Raw genomic sequence first — 21,522 nt, 5'->3', positions numbered from 1 at the left:
ACCATGACCGAAGTTGCGGCTCTGAGCCTCTCCGGGGTGTCGAAGAGCTACGGGCCCGTGCGGGCGCTGTCGGAGGTATCGCTCGATGTCTTCGGCGGCCGGGTGCACGCGCTGCTGGGTGAGAACGGCGCGGGCAAGTCCACGCTGATGGGCGTCGCGTCGGGCTCCACCCGGCCCGACGAGGGCACGATCACGGTGGCCGGCGAGCCGATCGCGGCCCTGACCACCGACCGGGCGAGCCGGCTCGGCATCGCGATCGTGCACCAGCATCCCGCCGTGCTGGCGGACATGACGGTCGCGGAGAACATCCGCCTCGCCGTGCCCGCCGAGCGGATGCCGGCCGGCACCCCGCGCGTGTGGATGGTGGAACTGCTGCGCCGGGTCGGTTCGGACCTGCGGCTGCAGGACCGGGTGGCCGACCTCGGCGTCGCGCAGAAGCAGCTGCTGGAGCTGGCGAAGGCCATCGCGCTGGAGCCGAAGGTGCTGATCCTCGACGAGCCGACCGCGCCGCTGGGTGCCCAGCAGACCGAGATCCTGTTCGACCAGGTGCGCCAGGCCACGGCCCGCGGCACGGCGGTCGTCTACATCACGCATCGCCTCGCCGAGGTGCGCGAGATCGCCGACGAGGTCACGGTGCTGCGCGACGGCCGGGCGCGCGGGCACTCGGCCGTCGCCGACCTCACCGACGACGAGATGCTGCGGTTGATCGTCGGGCGTGAGCTCGCGTCGGCGTTCCCGGAGAAGTACTCGGACCCGGCCGGCGCGAAGGTCGCGCTGGAGGTCGAAGGCCTGTCCGGCGAGGGCTTCCACGACGCGCGGCTCGTCGCGCACCACGGGGAGATCGTCGGGCTGGCCGGCATTGTCGGCAACGGCCAGAGCGAGTTCCTGCGCGCACTGGCGGGACTTCGTCCGTCGACCGGACGGATCGTGCTCGACGGTGTGCCGCTGCGGGGCCGGGCCCTCGTCCGTTCGACCGCGTACATGCCGGCCGACCGCCACCGGGAAAGCCTGCTGCCGGCGATGTCGGTGCGGGAGAACGCCGCGGTCAGCGCGTTGCCCTCGTTCGCAGGCGGGGGAGTGGTCTCCGGCGAACGTGAACGATCCACTGTGGACGCCGAGCTGGCCAAGCTCTCGGTCAAGACCGCTTCGCGCGAGACGAACGTGATGGCGCTCTCCGGCGGCAACCAGCAGAAGGTGGTGATGGCGCGCGCCCTGCTCGCCGCGCCGCGGCTGCTGCTGGCCGACGAGCCGACCCAGGGCGTCGACGTCGGCGCCCGGTCGGAGATCTACACGATCATGCGCGACGTGGCCGCGTCCGGGGTGCCGGTGGTCGTGGTGTCGTCCGACGCCAAGGAGCTGGAAGGACTCTGCGACCGGGTCGTGGTGTTCTCGCGTGGCCACGTCGTCGCCGAGCTCACCGGCGAGGACGTCACCGAGGAGAAGATCACCGGCTCGGTCGTCAACGCCACCACGCTGCGCGGCGACGCGCCGTCGGCGAAGAAGGCCGTGCCGGCCAAGCCGGTTCCCTCGACCGGGCGCCCCCCGCTGGCCGAGCGCCTGCGCGACCTGGCCAAGGGCGACTACGCGCCGAGCCTGGTGCTCGCGCTGGTCATCCTCGCGCTCGGCGGCTACACCTTCGCCCACAATGTGCGGTTCCTCGCGCCGTTCAACCTCACCTCCCTGCTGACGCTGCTCACGGCGCTCGCGTTCATCAGCCTTGGCCAGACGATCGTGATCATGACCGGCGGGATCGACCTGTCGGTCGGTCCACTCGCGGGACTCCTGGTGGTGATCGCGTCATTCTTCGTCACCGACGGCCGCTCGCCGCTGCTCGTGGCGCTCGCGTTCGTAATCATGCTCGTGGTGGCCGTCGGGTCCGGGGTGCTCAACGGGGTGCTGATCCGCTTCGGCGGGTTCACGGCGGTGGCCGCGACCCTTACCCTCTACATCGGACTGCAGGGCGTCTCTCTGCTGCTGCGGCCGTTCCAGGGCGGGTTCATCAGCACGTCGGTCACCGACGCGATCACCGCGACGGTCGGGTTCGTGCCGATCGCGTTCCTCGTGGCGGTGGTGGTCGCCGTCGGGCTGGAGTTCGCACTGCGGTTCACCGCGTGGGGCCGCGGCCTGCGTGCGGCCGGGTCGAACGAGGGGTCCGCGCGGCGCCTGGGCGTGAAGGTGAACCGGGTCCACGTGCTGGCCTACCTCGGCTGCGCCGTCCTGACCTTCTTCGGCGCGCTGCTGCTGATGGCCCAGATCGGCGTCGGCGACCCGACCCAGGGCGTGAGCTACACGCTCTCCAGCATCACCGCGGTCGTGCTGGGCGGCGCGAGCCTCGCCGGCGGGCGCGGGTCGTTCATCGGGACCCTGCTGGGCGCCGCGCTGATCCAGGAAGTGCTCAACGCGACGACCTTCCTGAACCTGAGCCAGAGCTGGCAGTACTTCTTCCAGGGGATCCTGATCCTCGTCGCGGCGGCGATCTACACCCGGGTGCGCCGCCGGACCCCGGCCCTGGTCTGAGCTTTGCCGAACCCGGGCCCAGATCCCAGCAGAAAGAGGAGACAGTGACCGAAACAGCACTCGTCGTCGGGGTCACCGGCATCGCCGGGGCCGCGGTGGCCACCCGGCTGGTCGAACGCGGCTGGGCGGTGACCGGGGTGTCCCGCCGCAGCGAATGCGGCATCGCCGGAGTCCGCTCTGTCCGCGCCGACCTGGAGGACGCGGCCGCGCTGAGCGCCGCGCTCGCGGACACGAAACCGACGCACGTCTTCCTCACCGCGTGGTCGCGCCAGCCGACCGAAGCGGAGAACATCGACGTCAACGCCGGCATCGTGCGCAACGTGCTCGCGGCGGCCACCGCGGGCGGCGCCGTGCGCCACGTCGCCCTGATGACCGGGCTGAAGCACTACCTCGGGCCGTTCGAGGCCTACGCCGCCGGGGTCACTCCCGACACGCCGTTCCACGAGGACGAGGCGCGGCTCGACGTGCCGAACTTCTACTACGCGCAAGAGGACGAGCTCTTCGCGGCCGCCGAGCGCCACGGCTTCACCTGGAGCGTGCACCGGGCGCACACCGTCATCGGCCACGCCGTCGGCAACGCCATGAACATGGGGATGACGCTGGCGGTCTACGCGGCCGTCTGCCGCGAGACCGGGCGGGCGTTCCGCTTCCCCGGCTCGGAGGTCCAGTGGAACGGCGTCACCGACATGACCGACGCCGGGCTGCTGGCCGACCAGATGGTGTGGGCGGCCACCGACGAGAACGGGCGCGACGAGGCGTTCAACATCGCCAACGGCGACGTGTTCCGCTGGCGCTGGATGTGGCCGCGCCTCGCGAAGCTGCTCGGCGTCACCCCGGCCGGGTTCGACGGCAAACCCGCGCCGCTGGAGGAGCAGATGGCCGACGCCGCCGGAGTCTGGCGCCGGATCGCCGAGCGCCACGGGCTGCGCGAAGCGGACCTCACCCGCGTCGCCTCGTGGTGGCACACCGACAGCGACCTCGGCCGGCCCATCGAGTGCCTCACCGACATGAGCAAGAGCCGCAAGGCCGGGTTCACGGGCTACACCAGCACGCTGGACTCCTTCGCCCGGCTCTTCGAGACCTTGCGCGCGGAGCGGATCATCCCGCCCGCCACGACCGAAGCAAGCACAGCGGAATGACCACAGTGGACGCAATGCGCAGGACACGCGCTTCGGGCGCTCGGTCAGCGCTCGTCGCTCGTCGCGGGGAGCGGGTGGCCGAGCAGCTCGATCAGTTCGGCCGGCGGCTCGGCGAGCCAGTCGCGCGGCCGGCCGGAGCCGGTGCGGCCGACGACGAACCACAGCCCCCGCGCGGGCGCGTCGGTGTGGTTGACGTAGAGGTGCGGGCGCTCGGAGTGGAAGGAGAACGAGTCGCCGGCGCGCAGCACGTGCTCGTCGGACTCGAATCGCAGCGTGAGCTCGCCGTCGAGGAGGTAGGCGTGCTCCCTGCCCGGGTGGCGCATCAGCCCGCCGTCGACGGAGCTGCTCGCGCCGGGCTCGTAGGCCACCAGCAGCGGTTCCACCGACCGCGAGCCGTCGATCGCGAGGCGTTCCCAGCGCACGCCGTTGTCCATGTCCAGCACCGGGTTGTCGGCCGCGCGCTGGATGGTGGTGGCAGCCTCGTCGGGCTCGAGGACGACCGGGCGGCTACCGGGCTCGGCCTTCGTGCGGCGGCCGGTGACCTCGAGGCCGAGCACTTCGTCCAGCGACAGGCCCAGGTGGCTGACCAGCGTGTAGAGCGTGCTCACGGACGGTTGCGACTTGCCGGTCTCGACCTGCGACAGCAGGCTCGCCGAGAGCCCCGTGGCCAGCGCCACGCCGCGCAGGGTGCGCTTCTGCCTGATCCGCGCTTCGCGCAGGGCAGGGCCGATCCGGTCGTCCACGGTGCCGCTCCCGTTCCGTTCGCGGCGCCATCGCCGACTGTTCACTCGATCATACGTTCGTGCGTTGTGGCTGTACACACGCGCGGGTGCGACCTGCGCAACATCCCGGATCGGCGGCGTTTCGTTCAGCGGGAGCGAACGCCGAGCGTCTCGACGAGAGGAGCGTGGCCATGCCGGCTCGGCTGACCGACAGGACCGTGGTGGTGACCGGCGCGGGCCGGGGGATCGGAGCCGCTCTCGCCCGCGGGATGGCGGCCGAGGGCGCGGCGCTGGTCGTCACCGACCGCGACGAACCCGAAGCCGCCGCGGTGGCGCAGTCCATTCGCGACAGTGGCGGGCGGGCGGTGCACCGGCGTGTCGACGTCGTCGACCGCGAAGACGTCCGCGCGGCGATCGACCTCGCCGTGAGCGAGTTCGGCCGGGTCGACGCGTACTTCAACAACGCGGGGTTCAACGAGCCGGAGAAGTTTCTCGACATCACCGAAGCCGTGTGGGAGCGGATCTTCCGCGTCAACGCGTTCGGGGTCGTGCTCGGCAGCCAGGAGGCCGCCCGCCAGTTCATCCGGCAGGGCGGTGGCGGCAAGATCGTGAACACGGCCTCGATCGCCGGCCGCCAGGGCTTCCCGAACTTCGCGCCCTACTGCGCGAGCAAGGCCGCGGTGATCTCGCTGACGCAGTCCGGCGCCCGCGCGCTTGCCGGCCACGGCATCACCGTCAACGCCTTCGCGCCCGGCGTGGTGCGGACCCCGTTGTGGGACAAGCTCGACCGCGACCTCGAGCGCATGGGGGAGGGCGACGCCGGGTTCGCCGCGATGGCCGGCGACATCATCCTCGGCCGCCCGGCCGAACCCGAGGACCTCGTGCCCACGGCCGTGTTCCTCGCCGGCCCCGACTCCGACTACATCACCGGGCAGGTGATCCCGATCGAGGGCGGGATGGTCCTCGTCTGAGGCCGTCCCGCTCGTCACACGTTCCCGGCGGTCCACCGCCGCGGGGGAAAGGAAAACTCATGCCGATCGCCACGTTCGGGCCCAACGCCGTCGACTGGGAGACCAGGATCGACCACGAACGCCTGCGCACGCAACGCCTGCAGCGACTGCGCGAGCAGCTGGACAAGTCGAGCCTCGGCGCCGTCCTCGCGTTCGACTTCGCCAACATCCGCTACATGTCCGCCACCCACATCGGCACGTGGGCCATGGACAAGCTCATCCGGTTCTCCCTGCTGACCCGCGCCACCGACCCGATCGTGTGGGACTTCGGGTCCGCGGCCAAGCACCACGAGCTCTACAACCCGTGGCTCGCCACCACGACCGCCGAGGCCGACGCCGACCCGCACGCGCCGCACCACGGCGCGGTCCGGCCGCGCGCCGAGTCCGGGGCCCGCGCCGGGATCTCCACGCTGCGCGGCGCGTTCCACCCGGACGCGGGCATCGCCGACGAGGTCGCCGCGAAGATCAAGCGCGAGCTGGAGAAGTTCGGGCTGCTCGGCGAACCGCTCGGCGTCGACGTGATCGAGCTGCCGATCCTCGCCGCCCTGCAGCGCGCGGGCATCACGGTCACCGATGGGCAGCAGGTCTTCATGGAGGCCCGGCGCGTGAAGACCGCCGACGAGATCTCGCTGCTGACCCAGGCGGCCTCGATGGTCGACGCGGCCTACGACGACCTCTACCGGTTCCTGCGCCCGGGCGTGCGGGAGAACGAGTGCGTGGGGCTGGTCTCGAAGTCGCTCTACGACCTCGGTTCGGAGTACGTGGAGGGCGTCAACGCGATCTCCGGCGAGCGCTGCTCGCCGCACCCGCACGTGTTCTCCGACCGGCTGATCCGGCCCGGTGACCCCGCGTTCTTCGACATCCTGCACAGCCACCAGGGCTACCGCACCTGCTACTACCGCACGTTCGCGGTCGGTTCGGCCAGCCGCGCGCAGCGTGACGCCTACGTGCGGGCCCGTGAGTACATGGACCACGCCATCGCGCTGGTGCGCCCGGGCGCCACGACGGCGGACATCGTGTCGGTGTGGCCCACCGCGCAGGAGTTCGGGTTCGCCGACGAGGAAGCCGCGTTCGCCCTGCAGTACGGGCACGGCGTCGGGCTGTCCATCTGGGAGAAGCCGATCTTCTCGCGCCTGGTCTCGCTGGAGCACCCCGAGGTGCTGGAGGTCGGGAACGTGTTCGCGCTCGAGACGTACTGGCCCTCGGCCGACGGCATCGGCGCGGCCCGGATCGAGGAGGAGCTCGTGGTGACCCCCGAGGGCTGCGAGGTGATCACCAAGTTCCCGGCCGAGGACCTGCTGGTCGCCGGTCCCCGCTACATCGCCGTGAGCGGCGCGCTCTCCACCGCGCGTGAGTCCCAGTCGCACCTCAACACGCCGGCCGGCCGCGGCGAAGCCACCGCCTGAGAAGGAGCAAGACGATGAAAGCCCTGAGGTTCACCGCGGCGGACACGGTGTCCGTCGACGAGCTGGAGGTGCCGCGGATCGCCGCCGACGAGGTGCTCGTCGCGGCCCGCTCGGTCGGCATCTGCCACTCCGACATCGACCTGCTCGAAGGCCGTTACATCATCCCGTTCTCCTATCCGATCATCCCGGGGCACGAGTGGGCGGGCCAGATCGTCGAGACCGGTGCCGACGTCACGGAGTTCGCGCCCGGCGACCGCGTGGTGGGCGAGTGCGTGATCGGCGACGACCACTTCGGCTTCTCGGTCAGCGGTGCGGCGGCGGAGTTCTTCGTCGCCAAACCCGCGTGGCTGCACCGGCTGCCCGATTCGCTGTCGTTCACCGACGGCGCGCTCGTCGAGCCGTTCAGCTGCGGATACCACGCGCTGATGAAGGCGGGCAACGTCAACGCCAGCGACACGGTGGTGGTGTTCGGCGCCGGTCCGATCGGTCTCGGTGTCACCGCCGGTGCCGCGGCGCTGGGCGCGCGCACCATCACCGTCGAGCCGGCGGCCGGGCGCGCGGAAGCGGCGCGCAAGCTCGGCGCCGAGGTGGTGCTCGACCCGACGGCCGGGCCGATCGCGGAGCAGGTGGCCGAGGCGACCGGCGGCGTCGGTGGCACCGTGGTGATCGAGGCGACGGGGCGGCCGTCGGTGATGGCCGACGTGCTGGAGGTCGCCGCGCACGGCGCGCGGGTCGTGTACGTCGGCATCGACGTGGGCGGCAGCGCGCCTGCCGCGCTGGGTCTCATCCAGTCGAAGGAGCTGAGCATCCGCGGCATCATCGGTTCACCGGGGGTGTGGCCGGAGACGCTGCGGTTCCTCGCCCGCGCCGGACTCGACCTGTCCGACCTGGTGACCGGCCGGTTCCCCGTGGAGCGGGCCGCGGAGGCGATCACCGCCTCGCGCGACACGGCGAAGAACATCAAGGTGCACCTCGAGTTCGAGGCCGCGCGGTGACCCCGACCATGAGGGCGGCCGTCTACCACGGCCGCCAGGACGTCCGGATCGAAGAGGTGCCGGTGCCCCGGCTTCGCGACGGCGAGGTGCTCGTCGCCGTGCGGCGCAGCGGGATCTGCGGCTCTGACGCCACGGAGTGGGCGGCCGGCCCGAAGATGGTGCCGCTCACCCGGCGCCACCCCGGCAGCGGGCACCTTGGCCCGATGATCATCGGCCACGAGTTCGTCGGCGAGGTCGTGGACGCCGGCGAGGGGTTCGCCGCGGGCGATCTGGTCGCCGCCGGCGCCGGTGTCTCCTGTGGACAGTGCGATCGCTGCGGTGAGGGCCGCACCAACCTGTGCCGCCGGTACTACACGCTCGGGCTCAACGCCCCCGGCGGGCTCGCGGAATACGTCGCCGCACCCGCCGGCATGCTCCGCCCGATCCCGGCGGGGGTTCCCCTCGACCACGCCGGGCTGGCGCAGCCGCTGGCCGTCGGCCTGCACGCCGCGCGGCGGGCGGGCGTCCGGCCTGGTGACACCGTGGTGGTCATCGGCGCCGGTGCCATCGGCTCCTTCGTCCTGGCCGGGCTGCGGCACCTGGACGACGCCGACGTCACCGTGGTCGACTTCGCCGGCGACAAGCTGGACCGGGCCGCCCGGCTCGGCGCCACCCGGACCGTGGACGCGGCGGGCGACGTCGTCGAGGCGGTGCGGGAGCTGACCGGTGGGCGTGGCGCCGACGTGGTCATCGAGGCCAGCGGTGCGCCGGGGCAGTTCGAGAACGCGCTGCGGATGGTCACCGACGGCGGACGGATCCTCGCCGTCGGCCTGCCCAAGCAGGCGCCCGCGGTGGACCTGTTCGGCCTGGTGCTGCGCGAGATCACCGTCGAGTCGACGGTGGCGCACGTGTGCGGGGCGGATCTGGTGCCGGCGTTGGAGATCCTTTCCGCCGGTGTGCTCGGTGCCGAGCTGCTCGACTCGGTGATCGGGCTCGACGAGCTCACCGACCGCGGCCTCGCGCGGCTGGCTGCCGGGGGAGTGGACGGCAAGGTCCTCATCGACCCGGGGAGGCGCTCGTGAAGGTCGCGGTGCTGGGCCTGGGCGCGATGGGCTCGCAGCTGCTCCTGCGGCTGGTCGACAGCGGCGTCGACGTCGTCGGCTGGAACCGCGATCCCGAACGGGCGCGCCGAGCCGGAATTCCGCCGGACCGGGTCGCGGCCTCGGCGGCCGACGCCGTGACCGGGGCCGACGTGGTGATCGCCATGCTCGCCGACGGGCCGGCCTTGCGGGCCGTGCTGACCGGGGTCGTCGACGCGCTCGCCGGGACCACGCTGGTGCTCGACATGGGCACCTCCGGGCCGACGGTCGCGCGCGAAGTGGCGGAAACCCTGGCCGGGCACGGGATCCGGTTCGCCGAGGCCCCGGTGTCCGGGTCGGTCGGCGCGGCCCGCTCCGGGTCGTTGACGATCATGTTCGGCGGTGCGGCCGAGGACCTGTCCGCGGCGGACCCGGTGCTGCGGTTCCTGGGCGGGCGGACCATCCACATCGGACCGGTCGGCACGGCCTCGACGCTGAAGCTGTGCGTCAATGCCCTGCTGCACACCTTCAACGCCACCCTCGGCGAGGTCCTCGGCACCGCGACGCGCGCGGGCATCGACCTGCGCACGGCCTACGACACGATCGGCGAGTCCGCCATCGCCGCCCCGTTCGTGCGCTACAAGCGCGACGCCTTCCTGTCCGAGACCAACCCTCCGGTGGCCTTCGCGGTGGACCTGGTGCGCAAGGACCTCGAACTGTTCCTCGACGCGGTTCCCGACCCGGCGCGGCAGAGCCCGACGGTGCGGACCGCCGTCGACGTCGTGCACCGGGCCCAGTCGGCCGGTCTCGGACAGGAGGACATGGCGACGCTCGCGCGGCTGTACAACGGGAGCTGAGCGCTCCGGCGCTGGTCAGGCGGTGGCCCCGGAACCGGTTGCGTCGCCGGTGGCGTCGCCGGTCAGACGTCGGCCCGGTCGCGGATTTCCACGGCGGTCTCGAGCATCTGCCGGGTGCTGGTGAACCAGTCTTGCAGGTTCAGGTCCACGATGAGCTCGTCCGCGCCCGCCTCGGCGGCCGTGTGGACGTCTTCCAGGATCTGGTCGAGGGTGCCGACGAACGCGGTGCGATCGGGGCCGGCCGGGCGGTCGGTGAAGGTGACGTTGCCGACTACGACCATCTCCATCCGGCTCGCGTCGCGGCCGTAGTCGGTGGCCAGCTCCCGGATGCGGTCCCAGCCGGTGCGCAGTTCGGCGGTGCCGGCCGGGCCGGGGGTGGTGAGCAGCGGCAGCCAGCCGTCGGCGCGCTCGGCGATGCGCCGCAGGGCGCGGGAGTCGCCACCGCCGCCCAGCATGACGGGGATCTTCGACACGGGCTTGGGCAGGACCGCCGCGTTGTCGATGACCGTGCGGGTGCCGCGGAAGGTCACCGGGTCCGGGCCCCACGCGGCGTCGAACACGTCGAGGGTCTCGTCGAGGATGCGGCCGCGGTCGGCGCGCGTGGTGCCGGCGGCCTGGAGCTCGTCGGTCGACCAGCCGGTGCTCAGGCCCGCGATCACACGGCCGCCGCTGAGCTGGTCGACCGTGGCCAGCTCCTTCGCCAGCTGGATGGGCAGGTGGAGCGGGGCGACCAGGACGGACGTGCCGAGGCGCACGGTGCTGGTCACCACCGCGGCGGCGGTGAGCACGGCCAGGGGATCGGCGGCCTGCCGCTGCGCGGCGGGCCACGGCGCGTTCGGCACCCCGTACGGTTCGAGGGGCTTCTCCGGGAAGAGCAGCCGTTCGTAGGTCCACAAGCCGGCGTAACCGGCCGCTTCCGCCGTGCGGGCCGCTTCGACCACGTCGTGCCGCAGGTCCACACCCAGTCGTTGGGGCAGGCGGAGTCCGAGCTTCATGACAGTTCTCCGAGCGAGTCGTGATTGTCCTGACCGGACCGAGTCTGAACATTCACATTGGTGTGAAGGTCAACGTAGTCTCGGACACATGAGAATCGGTGAGCTCGCGGAGCGCACGGGCGTCTCCACCCGGCTGCTGCGCTACTACGAGGAACAGGGCCTGCTCGCGCCGAGCCGCGGCGGCAACGGGTACCGGGAGTACACCGAGTCGCACGTGGACGTCGTCCGGCAGATCAAGGGACTGCTCGACGCGGGGCTGCCGACCCGCATCATCGAGCAGCTCCTGCCGTGCCTGGACAAGCCGCAGACCATCTACGTGCCCGACGTGACCCTCGAGATGATCACCACCCTGCACCGCGAGCAAGACCGGCTGACCGAACGCATCGAGTTCCTGACCCGCAACCGGGACGCGATCGCCGATTACCTCGACGCGGTCGTCAACGTCAAGGCAGCGAACGCCGGGAGCAAGGCCATGTCCTGAGCCTCCCCGGGCGCCGGCAGTGAAACGGTCCCGAGTTCTGCGGGGTGTGCCGGGCCGTCGCGCGGACGTGTCCGGTGGGTGCCCGGGCCGGCTCCAATGGAGCAGCGCTGTGACGTTCCGCTGGCTTTCACTCACTCGCCCGATGAATTGCCGGTAATTCTCCCGCGCTTCTACGCTGGAAAAGGTCGAGATCCTCGTGCCTGGGAGGAATTGTGCGTCGGAATCTGCTTGTTCTTGCCGCGGTGTTGTTTTCTTTGCTGGGTCTGTCCGCTGTTCCCGCCGCGGCGAGTGGTGACCAGTTCGCCGCGGCGGGCTGTTTCGGGGAGCGCTACAGCATCTTTTTCGGACAGGGCATCAGTGTTTCGTGCCTGCCCGGCGAAGGTCACGGCTACCGCGTGATCGCCCACTGTGCGAGCGGAAACGCGTTCTGGTTCGCGGCGGGTGATTTCGTCCCGTACGGATTCGGCCCGGCGACCGCGGAATGCAACGGTGCGCTGCTCGTGCCCGCGAGTGTGGTCGCGTATCAGGTCGACGAAATCTGATTTCTCGCGCTGGCTTTACGCGACGGCCACGATTTCGCCGTGCAGGACGGAAAACCAGCCGTCGGGGTCGTCGACCCAGCGGCGCCACGCGGTGGAGATCTCCTCGAGCTCGGCCGGCTGCGCGAGGCCGTCGCGGAGGATCTGGGTGGTGGTGTCGGAGTTCAGGACGCGCTCGGCCCACATGCTGCCCCAGTAGGCGCGGTCTTCGGGTGTGGCGAAGCACCACGTGGCGGACGACGGGACGACGTCGGTGAAGCCCGCGGCGTGGGCCCAGGTGAGCAGCCGCCGGCCGGCGTCGGGCTCGCTGCCGTTGGCGCGGAAGGCCTGGCGGTAGAGCTCGAGCCAGCGGTCGAGCGCCGGGTCCGCGGGGTGCCAGGTGAAGGCCTGGTAGTCGGCGTCGCGCGCGGCGACGAGACCGCCGGGGCGGCACACGCGTCGCATTTCGCGCAGGGCCAGCACCGGGTCGGCGACGTGCTGCAGCACTTGGTGGGCGTGGACGACGTCGAAGGTGTCGTCGGGGAAGTCGAGCGCGTGGACGTCGCCGACAACGAACTCGACGTTGCCCAAGCCGCGCCGGGCGGCCTCTGCTTCGCCGAGCCGGCGGGCCGCGTCGGTGATCTCGACGCCGGTGACCCGGCCCGGAGCCACCAGCGCGGCGAGGTCGGCGGTGATCGTCCCGGGCCCGCTGCCGATGTCGAGCAGCGCCTGCCCGGGCGCGAGCCGGGGCAGGAGGTACGCGCACGAGTTTTCGGCGGTCCGCCAGCGATGTGAGCGGAGCACGGATTCCTGGTGACCATGGGTGTAGGACGTCACATCGTGAGCCTAGCTCAGCTTCTCAGTGATCGGGACGCCGTTCTCGGCATCTGGACCAGCGGCGAAACGGAATCGTGCGGCTGAGCGGGGCTGGGCGAGGTGCGGCCGCTCGGCGGATACTGATCGCCATGTACCTGGGCAACCCCGACGTCCCCGACGACGTGTTCGCGGCCGTCCTCGGTCAGATCAACGACTTCGTGCGCACCCGCGTGATGCCTCGCGAGGTCGAGATCATGACCACGGACGCCATTCCCGCCGATCTTCGGGCCCAAGCCGCCGAGATGGGGTTGTTCGGCTACGCGATCCCGCAGGAGTGGGGCGGTCTCGGCCTCGATCTCGTGCAGGACGTCGAGGTCGCCATGGCGCTGGGGTACACGTCGCTGTCCCTGCGCTCGATGTTCGGCACGAACAACGGCATCGCGGGCCAGGTCCTGGTCGGGTTCGGCACCGAGGAGCAGCGCGCGCGGTGGTTGCCGGGCATCGCCTCGGGCGAGATCGTCGCCTCGTTCGCGCTCACCGAACCCGGCGCCGGGTCGAACCCGGCAGGCCTGCGCACCACCGCCAAACCGGACGGCGACGGCTGGGTCATCGACGGCGGCAAGCAGTTCATCACCAACGCCACCGAGGCCGGCCTGTTCGTCGTGTTCGCCCGCACGCGGCCGGCGTCGGATTCCGGCACGGGCATCGCGGTGTTCCTCGTGCCGGCCGACGCGCCGGGAATCACGGTCGGCCCGAAGGACGCCAAGATGGGGCAGGAGGGCTCGCGCACCGCGGAAGTCACCTTCACCGGGGTCCGCGTCGGCCCCGAGGCCCTGGTCGGCGGAGACGGTGAGGTCGGGTACAGGGCCGCGATGACGTCGCTGGCCCGCGGCCGCGTCCACATGGCCGGGCTGGCCGTCGGTGCCGCGCAACGGGCGCTCGACGAGTCGGTCTCCTACGCCGCGACCGCGACCCAGGGCGGCACGGTGATCGGGGACTTCCAGCTGGTGCAGGCGATGATCGCCGACCAGCAGACGGGCGTGCTCGCCGGCCGGGCGCTGGCCCGCGAGGCCGCGCGGCTGTACGTGACGGGGGAGGACCGCCGGATCGCGCCGTCGGCGGCGAAGCTGTTCTGCACCGAGATGGCCGGCAAGACCGCCGACCTGGCGGTGCAGATCCACGGCGGCAGCGGCTACCTGCGCGAGGTCCCGGTCGAGCGTATCTACCGCGACGTGCGGCTCATGCGGCTCTACGAAGGGACCAGCGAAATCCAGCGGCTCATCGTCGGCGGCGGGCTCGTGCGCGCCGAGAAGCGGAAGCAGTCGTGACGCGCCCGCTCGAAGGGGTCACCGTCGTCGCGGTCGAGCAGGCCGTCGCCGCTCCTCTGGCCACCCGCAACCTCGCCGACCTCGGTGCCCGCGTGATCAAGATCGAGCGCATCGACGGTGGCGACTTCGCGCGCGGCTACGACCACGTCGTCCACGGCACCGGGGCGCATTTCGTGTGGCTCAACCGGGGCAAGGAGTCGATCGCGCTCGACCTGAAAGTGCCGGAGGGCCGCGACATCGCGCGCCGGCTCGTCGCCGGCGCGGACGTGTTCGTGCAGAACCTCGCCCCCGGTGCCGCCGACCGCCTCGGGTTCGGTGATCTGCGCGCCGAGCACCCGGAACTGGTCGTGGTGAACGTGTCCGGCTTCGGCGCCGGCGGGCCGATGGAGCAGCGCAAGGCCTACGACATGCTCATCCAGGCCGAGGCCGGGCTCATCGCCATCACTGGCACGCCCGAGACGCCGGCGAAGACCGGCATCCCGACCGCCGACATCGCGTCGGGCATGTACTGCTCGCAGGCCGTGCTGGCCGCGCTGCTGCGCCGCTGGCGCACCGGCGAGGGCGCCACCATCGAGGTCTCGATGCTGGAGGCCACCGTCGAGTGGATGGGCTACGCGCTCTACACGCAGATGTACGCCGGCACCCAGCCCGCCCGCATGGGGCTGAGCCACAGCTCGATCGCCCCGTACGACGCCTTCCCGGCCCGCGATGGCCAGATGCTGATCGGCGTCCAGAACGACAGCGGCTGGCGCACCCTGGTCACCGCCGTGCTCGAGGCCCCCGAACTCGCCGACGACCCGCGGTTCACCACCAACGTCGACCGCGTCGCCCACCGCGCCGCCTGCGACGCCGCGGTCGCCGGCCACACCGTCCGCTGGACCAACGCCGAGCTCGACGAGCGCCTCGCCGCGGCCGGCGTTCCCGCCGCTCAGCTCAAGGAAGTCGGCCAGGTCGTCGACCACCCCCAGCTGCGCGCCCGTGACCGCTGGCGCAAGGTCGGCACCGAGTTCGCCGAGATCGACGCCCTGCTGCCGCCCGCGACCTTCGCCGACGTCGAAGCCCGCATGGGCGACGTCCCCGCGCTGGGCCAGCACACGCGCGCCCTGCTCGCGGAGTCCGGTGTGGACGCCGACGACGTCATCGCCCGCGGAATCGCAGGCCCGCCCCGGGCGTGAGATACCGGCTGTCGCCGGACTTCGTCGTGGCCCTGCGGAACCCGTTGGTACCAGCGGTGGTTCCGGGGCCGGCGTTGTCGTGCCCGCGGCCGGCTCTCGCCGCAGCTGCCGATCGTCTTGACTCCCTCGGCGCGCGGCCGGTAGCTTACGGATATACGAATTTCGATTCGAGATTACGAAAGTGACGATGATGTCGCGATGACCACGACGCCTGCTGCCGAGACCCTGCCCGACCTGCTGCGCGCGGGTGCCGCGGCCGATCCGGAACGGGAGGCCTTCGTGGTCGGCGGCGTGCGGCTGACGTACGCGCAGCTGAACGAGCGGATGGACGACGCGCGCAGGGCGTTGCAGGGGATCGGCGTCGGTGAAGGGGACGTCGTCGCGCTGCTGGCGCCGAACGATGCCGCGTGGGTGCCGGTGGCGTTCGGGGCGATGGCGGCCGGGGCGCGGGTCGACGCGTTCAACACGTGGGTCAAGGCCTACGACATCGAGTACCTGCTGACCAGCTCGAAAGCGTCGGTGCTGGTGATGGTGGACCGGGTACGGGGCAACGACCTCGTCGGCGAGCTGCGGAAGCTGGTGCCGGACCTGGGGAAACCGGGGGAGGTGTTCCCGGAGCTGAGGCACGTCGTCGTGCTCGGCGACGCCGTGCCGGACGGGGCGCTGGCGTGGGCCGATCTGCCGAAGCCGCCGGCCACCCCGGCGAAAGCCGATCCCGGCGAACCCGCCTTCGTGCTCTACACCTCGGGCTCCACGAAGAACCCCAAGGCCGTCCCGCTGTGCCATCGCGACCTGATCCTCAACGGCTTCCACATCGGCGAGCGCATGGGCCTGTCCGCCGACGACCGCGTGTGGTTCGGCTCCCCGCTGTTCTGGAGTTTCGGCTGCGCCAACGCGCTCATGACCACGATGACGCACCAGGCGTGCTTCGTGCTGCAGGAGCAGTTCGAACCCCGAATCGCGGCCGAGCTGATGGCGGCGGAGCGCGTGACGGCCGCGTACCTGTTGCCCGCCATGGTCGACGCGCTCGTCAACGGACCGGCGGAGCGCGTGCGGGCGGTGGACTCGTTGCGCACCGGGCTGACCATCGGCCGCCCCGAAGAAGTCGAGCGCGCGATCACGCAGCTGGGCATCAGCGAGATGTGCAACGTCTACGGCTCGACCGAGACCTACGGCAACTGCTGCGTGACCGACCATCGCATGCCGCTCGGAACGCGCCTGAGCACGCAGGGCGAGCCGCTGACCGGCGTCGAGATCCGGGTGGCCGACCAGGAAACCGGCGCGCTGCTGCCCGCGGGCGAGCCGGGGGAGCTGCAGGTGCGCGGCCGCCTGACGCCGGGCTACCTCAACGACGACGAAGCCAACGCGGACGCCTTCACCGGCGACGGCTGGTTCCGCACCGGCGACCGTGGAATGGTCAACGCCGACGGCACCGTCTCGTTCGTCGGCCGGATCACCGACATGATCAAGACCTCCGGCATCAACGTCTCCCCGGCCGAGGTCGAGAGCTTCCTGTCGGGCCATCCGGAGGTGGCCGAGGCTGTGGTGCTCGGCGCGCCGCACCCGAGCCGCGACGAGGTCGTGGTGGCGTTCGTCGTGGCGCGCGGCGGAAAGCTCACCGCGCAGGACGTGATCGCCCACTGCAAGGAGCGCATCGCGGGGTACAAGGTGCCGTGGGCGGTGGCGATCGTCGAACAGCTGCCGAAGACCGGCACCGGCAAGCTCGTCCGCCGGACGTTGCGCGACGAGGCGGAGAAACTCGTGCAGGACAAGCTGAAAGCAGGCACGCCATGACGGGCAACTGGGGCCGCTGGGGCACCGGCGACGAGGCCGGCGCCCTCAACCTCGTCACCCCCGACGTCACGCGCCGCGCGGCCGGGCTCGTGCGGTCGGGCCGGACGCTCAGCCTCGCCCAGCCGCTCGGCCCGGCCACCGCGTCGCCGCGCCACCGGCCGGGGCCGATGCGGTTCATGAACCGCGACGCCGGCGACTACGCCCTGGGTGCGCGTTCGCCGGGCGGCTTCCGGTTCGCCGAGGACACCGTGCAGTTCCCGACGCACAGCGGCACCCACGTCGACTCGCTGTCCCACGCGTGGACGGGCGAGGAGATCTACAATGGACACTCGCAGGCCTCGACGCGCACCACGCGCGGCGCCCAGCGCTGCGGTGCCGAAAAGCTGCTCCCGGTCGTGACGCGCGGGGTGCTCGTGGACCTGGTGGCCGCGACCGGCGGCCCGCTGGAGCCGAGCGCCCCCGTCGGGGTCGACGAGCTGCGCCGCGGCATCGCGGAAACCGGTGTCACGCCCGAAATCGGCGACGCCGTGCTGATCCGCACCGGCTGGCTGGAAACGCAAGGCCGCGGCGGTGACTACTTCGCGGACGAGCCCGGGATCACGGAGGAAGCCGCGCGCTGGCTGGCCGACCGCGACGTCGCGCTCGTCGGCGCCGACAACTACGCCGTGGAGCAGCAGTCGGCGACCAGCGGGTTCCCCGCGCACCTGCTGCTCCTGCACCAGCACGGCGTGCCGCTGCTGGAGAACCTCGAGCTGGCCGGGCTCGGTGACGCGCTGGCGGCCGAATCGCGGTCGACGTTCCTGTTCGTCTTCGCCCCGATCCCGCTCGTCGGCTCGACGGCCACTCCGGTCACGCCGGTGGTCGTCCTGTGACCGCGGACGAGGGCTGGCTCACCGGCGTCCTGAAACCCGGCGACCTCGTCGTGGTCGCGCAGGGCACCGGCGAGCCGACGCCCCTGCTCGAACAGCTGGTGCGGGCGGCCCCGCCCGACGTCGAGGTGTTCGTCGGGCTCAGCCACAGCACCGCGCTCACCGGCCCGGCCGCCCGTGAGCTGCCGCTGGTGTCGTTCGGCGCGCTGGGCCCGCTCGGCCGGCTCGCCGCGAACGGCACCGTCTCCGTGATCCCGTGTCACTTCCGCGACGTCCCGCGCGCGCTCGCGAGCCGCAACCCCGAGCAGATCGTGGTGGCGCTGCAGGTGTCGAGCGCCGACGAGACCGGTCACCACAGCCTCGGTCTGTCCGTCGACTACACCTACGACCTGCTCGGCCGTGCCCGCGCCGTCGTCGCCGAGGTCAACGACCGCCTGCCGCACACGAGCGCGCCCCGCGTGCACTCCTCGCAGCTGACGGCGACCGTGCTCAGCTCCCGGCCGATGCCGACGATCACGGCCGGCACGACCGGGCCGGTGCACGAAACGATCGCGCGGCACGTCGCCGGCCTGGTGCCCGACGGTGCGACGATCCAGCTCGGCGTCGGCACGCTGCCGTCGGCGATCGGCCGGGCGTTGGAGTCCCGACGCGACCTGCGCGTGCACTCGACGCTCGCCGGCTCCTGGCTGCTCGACCTCGCCCGCTCCGGCGCGCTGAGCGACGAGCCGGGCGCCGTGACGATCTGCGAGGCCGCCGGCTCCCCGGAGCTCTACGACTGGGTGGTCGAATCCGGGGTGCTCGTGCGGCCCGTCTCGGACCTGTCGCGGCCGGGCGCGTTCGCCGACGTCGACCACTTCGTGGCGATGAACTCCGCGCTGCAGGTGGATCTCACCGGTCAGGTCAACGCGGAGGAGCTCGGCTCCGGCTACGTCGGCGGGATCGGCGGCCAGCCCGACTACCTGCGCGCGGCCCAGCAGTCGCGGGACGGCTGTTCGGTCGTGATGCTCCCCGCCACGACGGGCGAGGGCACCCGGTCCCGCATCGTGCGCGGCTTGCACGCCGGTGCCGTCACCACACCACGGTCCCATGTGGACGTCGTCGTCACCGAACACGGGATCGCCGACCTGCGCGGCAAAAGCCTCACCGAGCGTGCCGACGCCCTCATCGCCATCGCGGCCCCCGGCCACCGTTCCTCACTGCGGGAGACGCCATGACCAGCACGCTCGACGAGCAGCTGCACGAGTTCCTCTCGGCGCAGCTCGGCTCGGTCCCGAAGATCGTCGACCTGACCCGCGTCGGCGTCGGCCGCTCGCGGGAGAACTGGGTGTTCGACCTCGTCGATCCCGCCACGGACGAACGCGAGCCGCTGATCCTGCGCCGCGACCCCGAAGGCGGCCTGGTCGACACCGACCGCGGCACGGAGTTCGCCGTCCTGCGCGCCCTGGAACCGAGCGGGCTCCCGGCGCCGCAGGCCCGCTGGCTCGACTCGGACGGCCGGTGGCTCGGCAAACCGTCGCTGATCATGCGCCGCGAACCCGGCGACTGCGACTACCGCGTGGTCAACGGCGACCGCCCGCCGGCCGAACGCGCCGACCTGGCCCGGCGGTTCTGCGAACTGCTGGCCCAAGTCCACTCCGTCGACTGGCGCTCGACCGGCCTCGGCGCCGTGCTCGAAGATCCGGGGGAACAGGCGGCGCTGGCCGAGCTGAACCGCTGGGAGACCGTGTTGCGCCAGGACCAGCTCGAAGCACTGCCCGAAGTGGACCTTGCTGTTGCGTGGCTGCGCGAGCACGCTCCCGCGTCGCCGCGCACCGTGCTCGTGCACGCGGATTTCAAGCCCGGCAACATCCTGCTGCAAGGCAACCACATTTCCGCGCTGCTCGACTGGGAGCTCGCGCACCTCGGCGACCCGCTGGAAGACCTCGGCTGGGTCGTGCAGCCCCTGCGTCGCCGCGAGCACCTCATCGAGGGCGTGTGGGAACGCGACGATCTCGTCCGCCACTATCGCGAGACCACCGGCCTCGACGTCGACGAGACGGCGCTGGAGTGGTGGGTGGTTTTCTCGACCTTCAAAACCGTGGTCATGCAGGTCAGCGGGCTCCGGGCCTTCCTCGACGAGCGCAGCGACGAACCGTACCGCCCGACCCGACGCGTGCTGCGGACCCTGCTGACCGCGATCGCCGAAAGGAGCTGACGTGCGCCCGACCATCGAGGACCAGCTGCACGGTGCGCAGCGCCTGCTGGACGACGTCGCAGGCGACGCCGAGCTGAGCCGGGACTCCCGCGAGAACCTGGCCAACGTGCGGCGGCTGCTGAAGCAGATCGGCCGTTCGTGGTCCGAGCTGCTTCCCTTCTACGTCAACGACAACGCCACCATGGCGCAGCTGCTGACCCGCCACGCGCAGGACATCGGGATCCCCGCGGCGGCTGAACCCGCCGGCTACGACGTCGCTCAAGCCGCCCAGCGCAACGCCGAGCTGCGAGCGCTGCTGTCCCGCGTGATCACGAACCTGCCCGACACCGCGGACGGAACCGCCGCCCGGCGGGAGATCACCGAGTACCTGGTCCGTCGGATCGAAGCCGACCCGAGCTGAGGAGGTGGCGATGAGCGACCTGACCGTCGGCGACGAGCACTTCGCCGAGCAGTTCCCCCTGTCCCCGTTGGACGATTACCTCATCCACCAGACGCCGGACCCGATCCGCGTGATGGCGACCGGCGACCCGCGCGCCTACGAGCGGTACTGGATGATCTGCCACGACCCGACCGGCGAGGTCATGGTCGCGACCGGCGGCAGCTTCTACCCGAACCTCGACCGCGCCGAGGCCTACGCCATCGTCAACTTCCGCGGCCGGCACACCTCCGTGCGCAGCTTCCGCGCGCTCGGCGTGGACCGCGCCGATCTGCGCATCGGCCCGATCGCCCCGGAGATCATCCGCGGCCTGCGGGAATGGCGCTACGTGCTCGAGCCCAACGAGCACGGCATCAGCTACGACCTGACCTTCCGCGACACCACCCGGCAGGTGTTCCGCGAGCCCCTGTCCGACTCGGCCCACGGCACGCCGCCGGGCCGGCGCAACGACGTCACCGCCGGGTTCGAGGGCTTCGGCACGGTCGAGGGCTGGGTCGAGGTCGACGGCACCCGCGTCGAGCTCGGCCCCGGCTCCGCGGGCACCCGCGACCGGCACTGGGGCACGGGCCGCGGGGTGGGCGGGCCGGCGATGTCGCTCGGCGGACGGCTCCACGTGGGCGTGTCCGGCAACGCGTTCGTGCCGTTCTCCGACTGGACGCTGTGGGGCGACCGCGTGTACTACCCGTTCGGCGACAGCCGGCCCGGCGCGACGCGCGTGGCCAAACCGACGCGGCGGCTGCGCTTCGACCCCGACACCGACATCTTCGCCGAGGGCATCGTCGACTACCGCCTCGGCACCGGCGAGGTCAAGCAGCTGCACTACGAGCACCTCGGCCTGCAGACGGCGTTCCTGCGCTGCGGCATGTACGGCGGCACCCCGGAAAGCGGCATCCACCAGGGCTCCTACGACGGCCCGGAGCTGACCGAGGGCGAGACCTACGACCTCACGAACCCCCGCACCCGCATCAGCCTGCGTGGTCTGGACGAACACCTGTGCCGCGTCACCTGCGACGGCGAAACGGTGATCGGCATCTACCAGACCATCGACCCCGTGGCCTACGAAACCTGCAAGTCGGGCCGCCCGGGCTGGGCGTTTTTGGACTGAACCCGGCTGGGGGTTTTGTACTGAACACCGCCGCGAGATCGCGCCGGTGTGGGGATTGAGCGGTGCGATCGGCCGCCAGGCCGATCCGACCGCTCGATCCCCACACC

20 protein-coding genes are annotated in these 21,522 nt (G+C 71.7%); 17 read left to right on the top strand and 3 right to left on the bottom strand.

Annotated elements, in window-relative coordinates; translation table 11 throughout:
- Window positions 1-3 precede the first annotated feature (3 nt).
- Together K1T34_RS00660 and K1T34_RS00655 are read left to right on the top strand one after the other, a co-directional pair.
- Window positions 4-2,517 (top strand): ATP-binding cassette domain-containing protein, encoded by a 2,514-nt coding sequence (locus K1T34_RS00660; RefSeq protein ID WP_220242367.1) that lies wholly within the window; start codon window positions 4-6, stop codon window positions 2,515-2,517.
- A gap of 44 nt (window positions 2,518-2,561) precedes the next feature.
- Window positions 2,562-3,656, top strand: coding sequence for an SDR family oxidoreductase (locus tag K1T34_RS00655; RefSeq protein ID WP_220242366.1), 1,095 nt, complete (start codon window positions 2,562-2,564; stop codon window positions 3,654-3,656).
- A gap of 44 nt (window positions 3,657-3,700) precedes the next feature.
- Here the strand turns inward: K1T34_RS00655 and K1T34_RS00650 are convergent, their stop codons facing one another.
- On the bottom strand, window positions 3,701-4,399 hold the full coding sequence (locus K1T34_RS00650) for a cupin domain-containing protein (protein WP_220242365.1): 699 nt from the start codon (window positions 4,397-4,399) through the stop codon (window positions 3,701-3,703).
- A gap of 170 nt (window positions 4,400-4,569) precedes the next feature.
- On the opposite strand from K1T34_RS00650, the gene K1T34_RS00645 reads away from it, so the two are divergent.
- Genes K1T34_RS00645 through K1T34_RS00625 form a run of 5 tightly spaced genes read left to right on the top strand, consistent with a single transcriptional unit; the run spans window position 4,570 to window position 9,704 of the window.
- On the top strand, window positions 4,570-5,349 hold the full coding sequence (locus K1T34_RS00645) for an SDR family NAD(P)-dependent oxidoreductase (RefSeq protein WP_220242364.1): 780 nt from the start codon (window positions 4,570-4,572) through the stop codon (window positions 5,347-5,349).
- Between the two features lie 59 nt (window positions 5,350-5,408).
- Window positions 5,409-6,794, top strand: coding sequence for a Xaa-Pro peptidase family protein (locus K1T34_RS00640; protein ID WP_220242363.1), 1,386 nt, complete (start codon window positions 5,409-5,411; stop codon window positions 6,792-6,794).
- 14 nt (window positions 6,795-6,808) lie between these two features.
- Entirely contained in the window at window positions 6,809-7,789 is a 981-nt protein-coding gene (locus tag K1T34_RS00635) for a zinc-binding dehydrogenase (protein WP_220242362.1), read from the top strand.
- Complete coding sequence (locus K1T34_RS00630; protein WP_255638207.1) at window positions 7,786-8,850, top strand: zinc-binding dehydrogenase; 1,065 nt, start codon at window positions 7,786-7,788, stop codon at window positions 8,848-8,850. The genes K1T34_RS00635 and K1T34_RS00630 overlap by 4 nt, the downstream gene beginning before the upstream one ends.
- Window positions 8,847-9,704: an NAD(P)-dependent oxidoreductase gene (locus K1T34_RS00625; RefSeq protein WP_220242361.1), complete on the top strand. Its 858-nt coding sequence runs from the start codon at window positions 8,847-8,849 to the stop codon at window positions 9,702-9,704. The genes K1T34_RS00630 and K1T34_RS00625 overlap by 4 nt, the downstream gene beginning before the upstream one ends.
- A gap of 62 nt (window positions 9,705-9,766) precedes the next feature.
- On the opposite strand, the gene K1T34_RS00620 is transcribed toward K1T34_RS00625, so the two are convergent.
- The gene (locus tag K1T34_RS00620) at window positions 9,767-10,699 is read right to left on the bottom strand and encodes an LLM class F420-dependent oxidoreductase (RefSeq protein ID WP_220242360.1); all 933 of its coding nucleotides are present in this window, start codon (window positions 10,697-10,699) and stop codon (window positions 9,767-9,769) included.
- An 88-nt stretch (window positions 10,700-10,787) separates the two neighbouring features.
- On the opposite strand from K1T34_RS00620, the gene K1T34_RS00615 reads away from it, so the two are divergent.
- A complete protein-coding gene (locus K1T34_RS00615) occupies window positions 10,788-11,180 on the top strand; it encodes a MerR family transcriptional regulator (RefSeq protein ID WP_220242359.1) in 393 nt (130 codons plus the stop codon).
- A gap of 242 nt (window positions 11,181-11,422) precedes the next feature.
- On the top strand, window positions 11,423-11,722 hold the full coding sequence (locus K1T34_RS00610; protein ID WP_360586530.1) for a hypothetical protein: 300 nt from the start codon (window positions 11,423-11,425) through the stop codon (window positions 11,720-11,722).
- A gap of 15 nt (window positions 11,723-11,737) precedes the next feature.
- Here K1T34_RS00610 and K1T34_RS00605 read toward each other — a convergent pair whose 3' ends face one another.
- Window positions 11,738-12,535, bottom strand: coding sequence for a methyltransferase domain-containing protein (locus K1T34_RS00605; RefSeq protein WP_220242358.1), 798 nt, complete (start codon window positions 12,533-12,535; stop codon window positions 11,738-11,740).
- Between the two features lie 128 nt (window positions 12,536-12,663).
- On the opposite strand from K1T34_RS00605, the gene K1T34_RS00600 reads away from it, so the two are divergent.
- The 8 genes from K1T34_RS00600 to K1T34_RS00565 all read left to right on the top strand — a co-directional run bounded on the left by K1T34_RS00600 (window position 12,664) and on the right by K1T34_RS00565 (window position 21,415).
- Entirely contained in the window at window positions 12,664-13,842 is a 1,179-nt protein-coding gene (locus K1T34_RS00600) for an acyl-CoA dehydrogenase family protein (RefSeq protein WP_220242357.1), read from the top strand.
- Window positions 13,839-15,017, top strand: coding sequence for a CaiB/BaiF CoA-transferase family protein (locus K1T34_RS00595; RefSeq protein ID WP_220242356.1), 1,179 nt, complete (start codon window positions 13,839-13,841; stop codon window positions 15,015-15,017). The genes K1T34_RS00600 and K1T34_RS00595 overlap by 4 nt, the downstream gene beginning before the upstream one ends.
- Window positions 15,018-15,215: 198 nt before the next feature.
- Complete coding sequence (locus tag K1T34_RS00590; RefSeq protein WP_220242355.1) at window positions 15,216-16,811, top strand: class I adenylate-forming enzyme family protein; 1,596 nt, start codon at window positions 15,216-15,218, stop codon at window positions 16,809-16,811.
- Complete coding sequence (locus K1T34_RS00585) at window positions 16,808-17,683, top strand: cyclase family protein (RefSeq protein WP_220242354.1); 876 nt, start codon at window positions 16,808-16,810, stop codon at window positions 17,681-17,683. Before K1T34_RS00590 ends, K1T34_RS00585 begins: the two co-directional genes overlap by 4 nt.
- The gene (locus K1T34_RS00580) at window positions 17,680-18,894 is read left to right on the top strand and encodes an acetyl-CoA hydrolase/transferase family protein (RefSeq protein ID WP_220242353.1); all 1,215 of its coding nucleotides are present in this window, start codon (window positions 17,680-17,682) and stop codon (window positions 18,892-18,894) included. Before K1T34_RS00585 ends, K1T34_RS00580 begins: the two co-directional genes overlap by 4 nt.
- Window positions 18,891-19,874 carry a phosphotransferase family protein gene (locus K1T34_RS00575; protein WP_220242352.1) on the top strand — a complete coding sequence of 328 codons (984 nt, stop codon included), beginning with the start codon at window positions 18,891-18,893 and terminating at the stop codon, window positions 19,872-19,874. The genes K1T34_RS00580 and K1T34_RS00575 overlap by 4 nt, the downstream gene beginning before the upstream one ends.
- A gap of 1 nt (window position 19,875) precedes the next feature.
- Window positions 19,876-20,274: a hypothetical protein gene (locus K1T34_RS00570; protein WP_220242351.1), complete on the top strand. Its 399-nt coding sequence runs from the start codon at window positions 19,876-19,878 to the stop codon at window positions 20,272-20,274.
- A gap of 10 nt (window positions 20,275-20,284) precedes the next feature.
- Entirely contained in the window at window positions 20,285-21,415 is a 1,131-nt protein-coding gene (locus K1T34_RS00565; protein WP_220242350.1) for a hypothetical protein, read from the top strand.
- Window positions 21,416-21,522: the final 107 nt, after the last annotated feature.

It is taken from the genome of Amycolatopsis sp. DSM 110486 (assembly GCF_019468465.1).
Taxonomy (GTDB): Bacteria; Actinomycetota; Actinomycetes; order Mycobacteriales; family Pseudonocardiaceae; genus Amycolatopsis.
This window is presented reverse-complemented; position numbering and strand designations above follow the sequence as displayed.

Bases quoted from the DNA above. Each gene is read 5' to 3' on its own strand.
- K1T34_RS00660 (WP_220242367.1), top strand. From the start codon at position 4: ATGACCGAAGTTGCGGCTCTGAGCCTCTCCGGGGTGTCGAAGAGCTAC.
- K1T34_RS00645 (WP_220242364.1), top strand. From the start codon at position 4,570: ATGCCGGCTCGGCTGACCGACAGGACCGTGGTGGTGACCGGCGCGGGC.
- K1T34_RS00640 (WP_220242363.1), top strand. From the start codon at position 5,409: ATGCCGATCGCCACGTTCGGGCCCAACGCCGTCGACTGGGAGACCAGG.
- K1T34_RS00635 (WP_220242362.1), top strand. From the start codon at position 6,809: ATGAAAGCCCTGAGGTTCACCGCGGCGGACACGGTGTCCGTCGACGAG.
- K1T34_RS00620 (WP_220242360.1), bottom strand. From the start codon at position 10,699: ATGAAGCTCGGACTCCGCCTGCCCCAACGACTGGGTGTGGACCTGCGG.
- K1T34_RS00615 (WP_220242359.1), top strand. From the start codon at position 10,788: ATGAGAATCGGTGAGCTCGCGGAGCGCACGGGCGTCTCCACCCGGCTG.
- K1T34_RS00600 (WP_220242357.1), top strand. From the start codon at position 12,664: ATGTACCTGGGCAACCCCGACGTCCCCGACGACGTGTTCGCGGCCGTC.
- K1T34_RS00590 (WP_220242355.1), top strand. From the start codon at position 15,216: ATGACCACGACGCCTGCTGCCGAGACCCTGCCCGACCTGCTGCGCGCG.
- K1T34_RS00585 (WP_220242354.1), top strand. From the start codon at position 16,808: ATGACGGGCAACTGGGGCCGCTGGGGCACCGGCGACGAGGCCGGCGCC.
- K1T34_RS00575 (WP_220242352.1), top strand. From the start codon at position 18,891: ATGACCAGCACGCTCGACGAGCAGCTGCACGAGTTCCTCTCGGCGCAG.
- K1T34_RS00565 (WP_220242350.1), top strand. From the start codon at position 20,285: ATGAGCGACCTGACCGTCGGCGACGAGCACTTCGCCGAGCAGTTCCCC.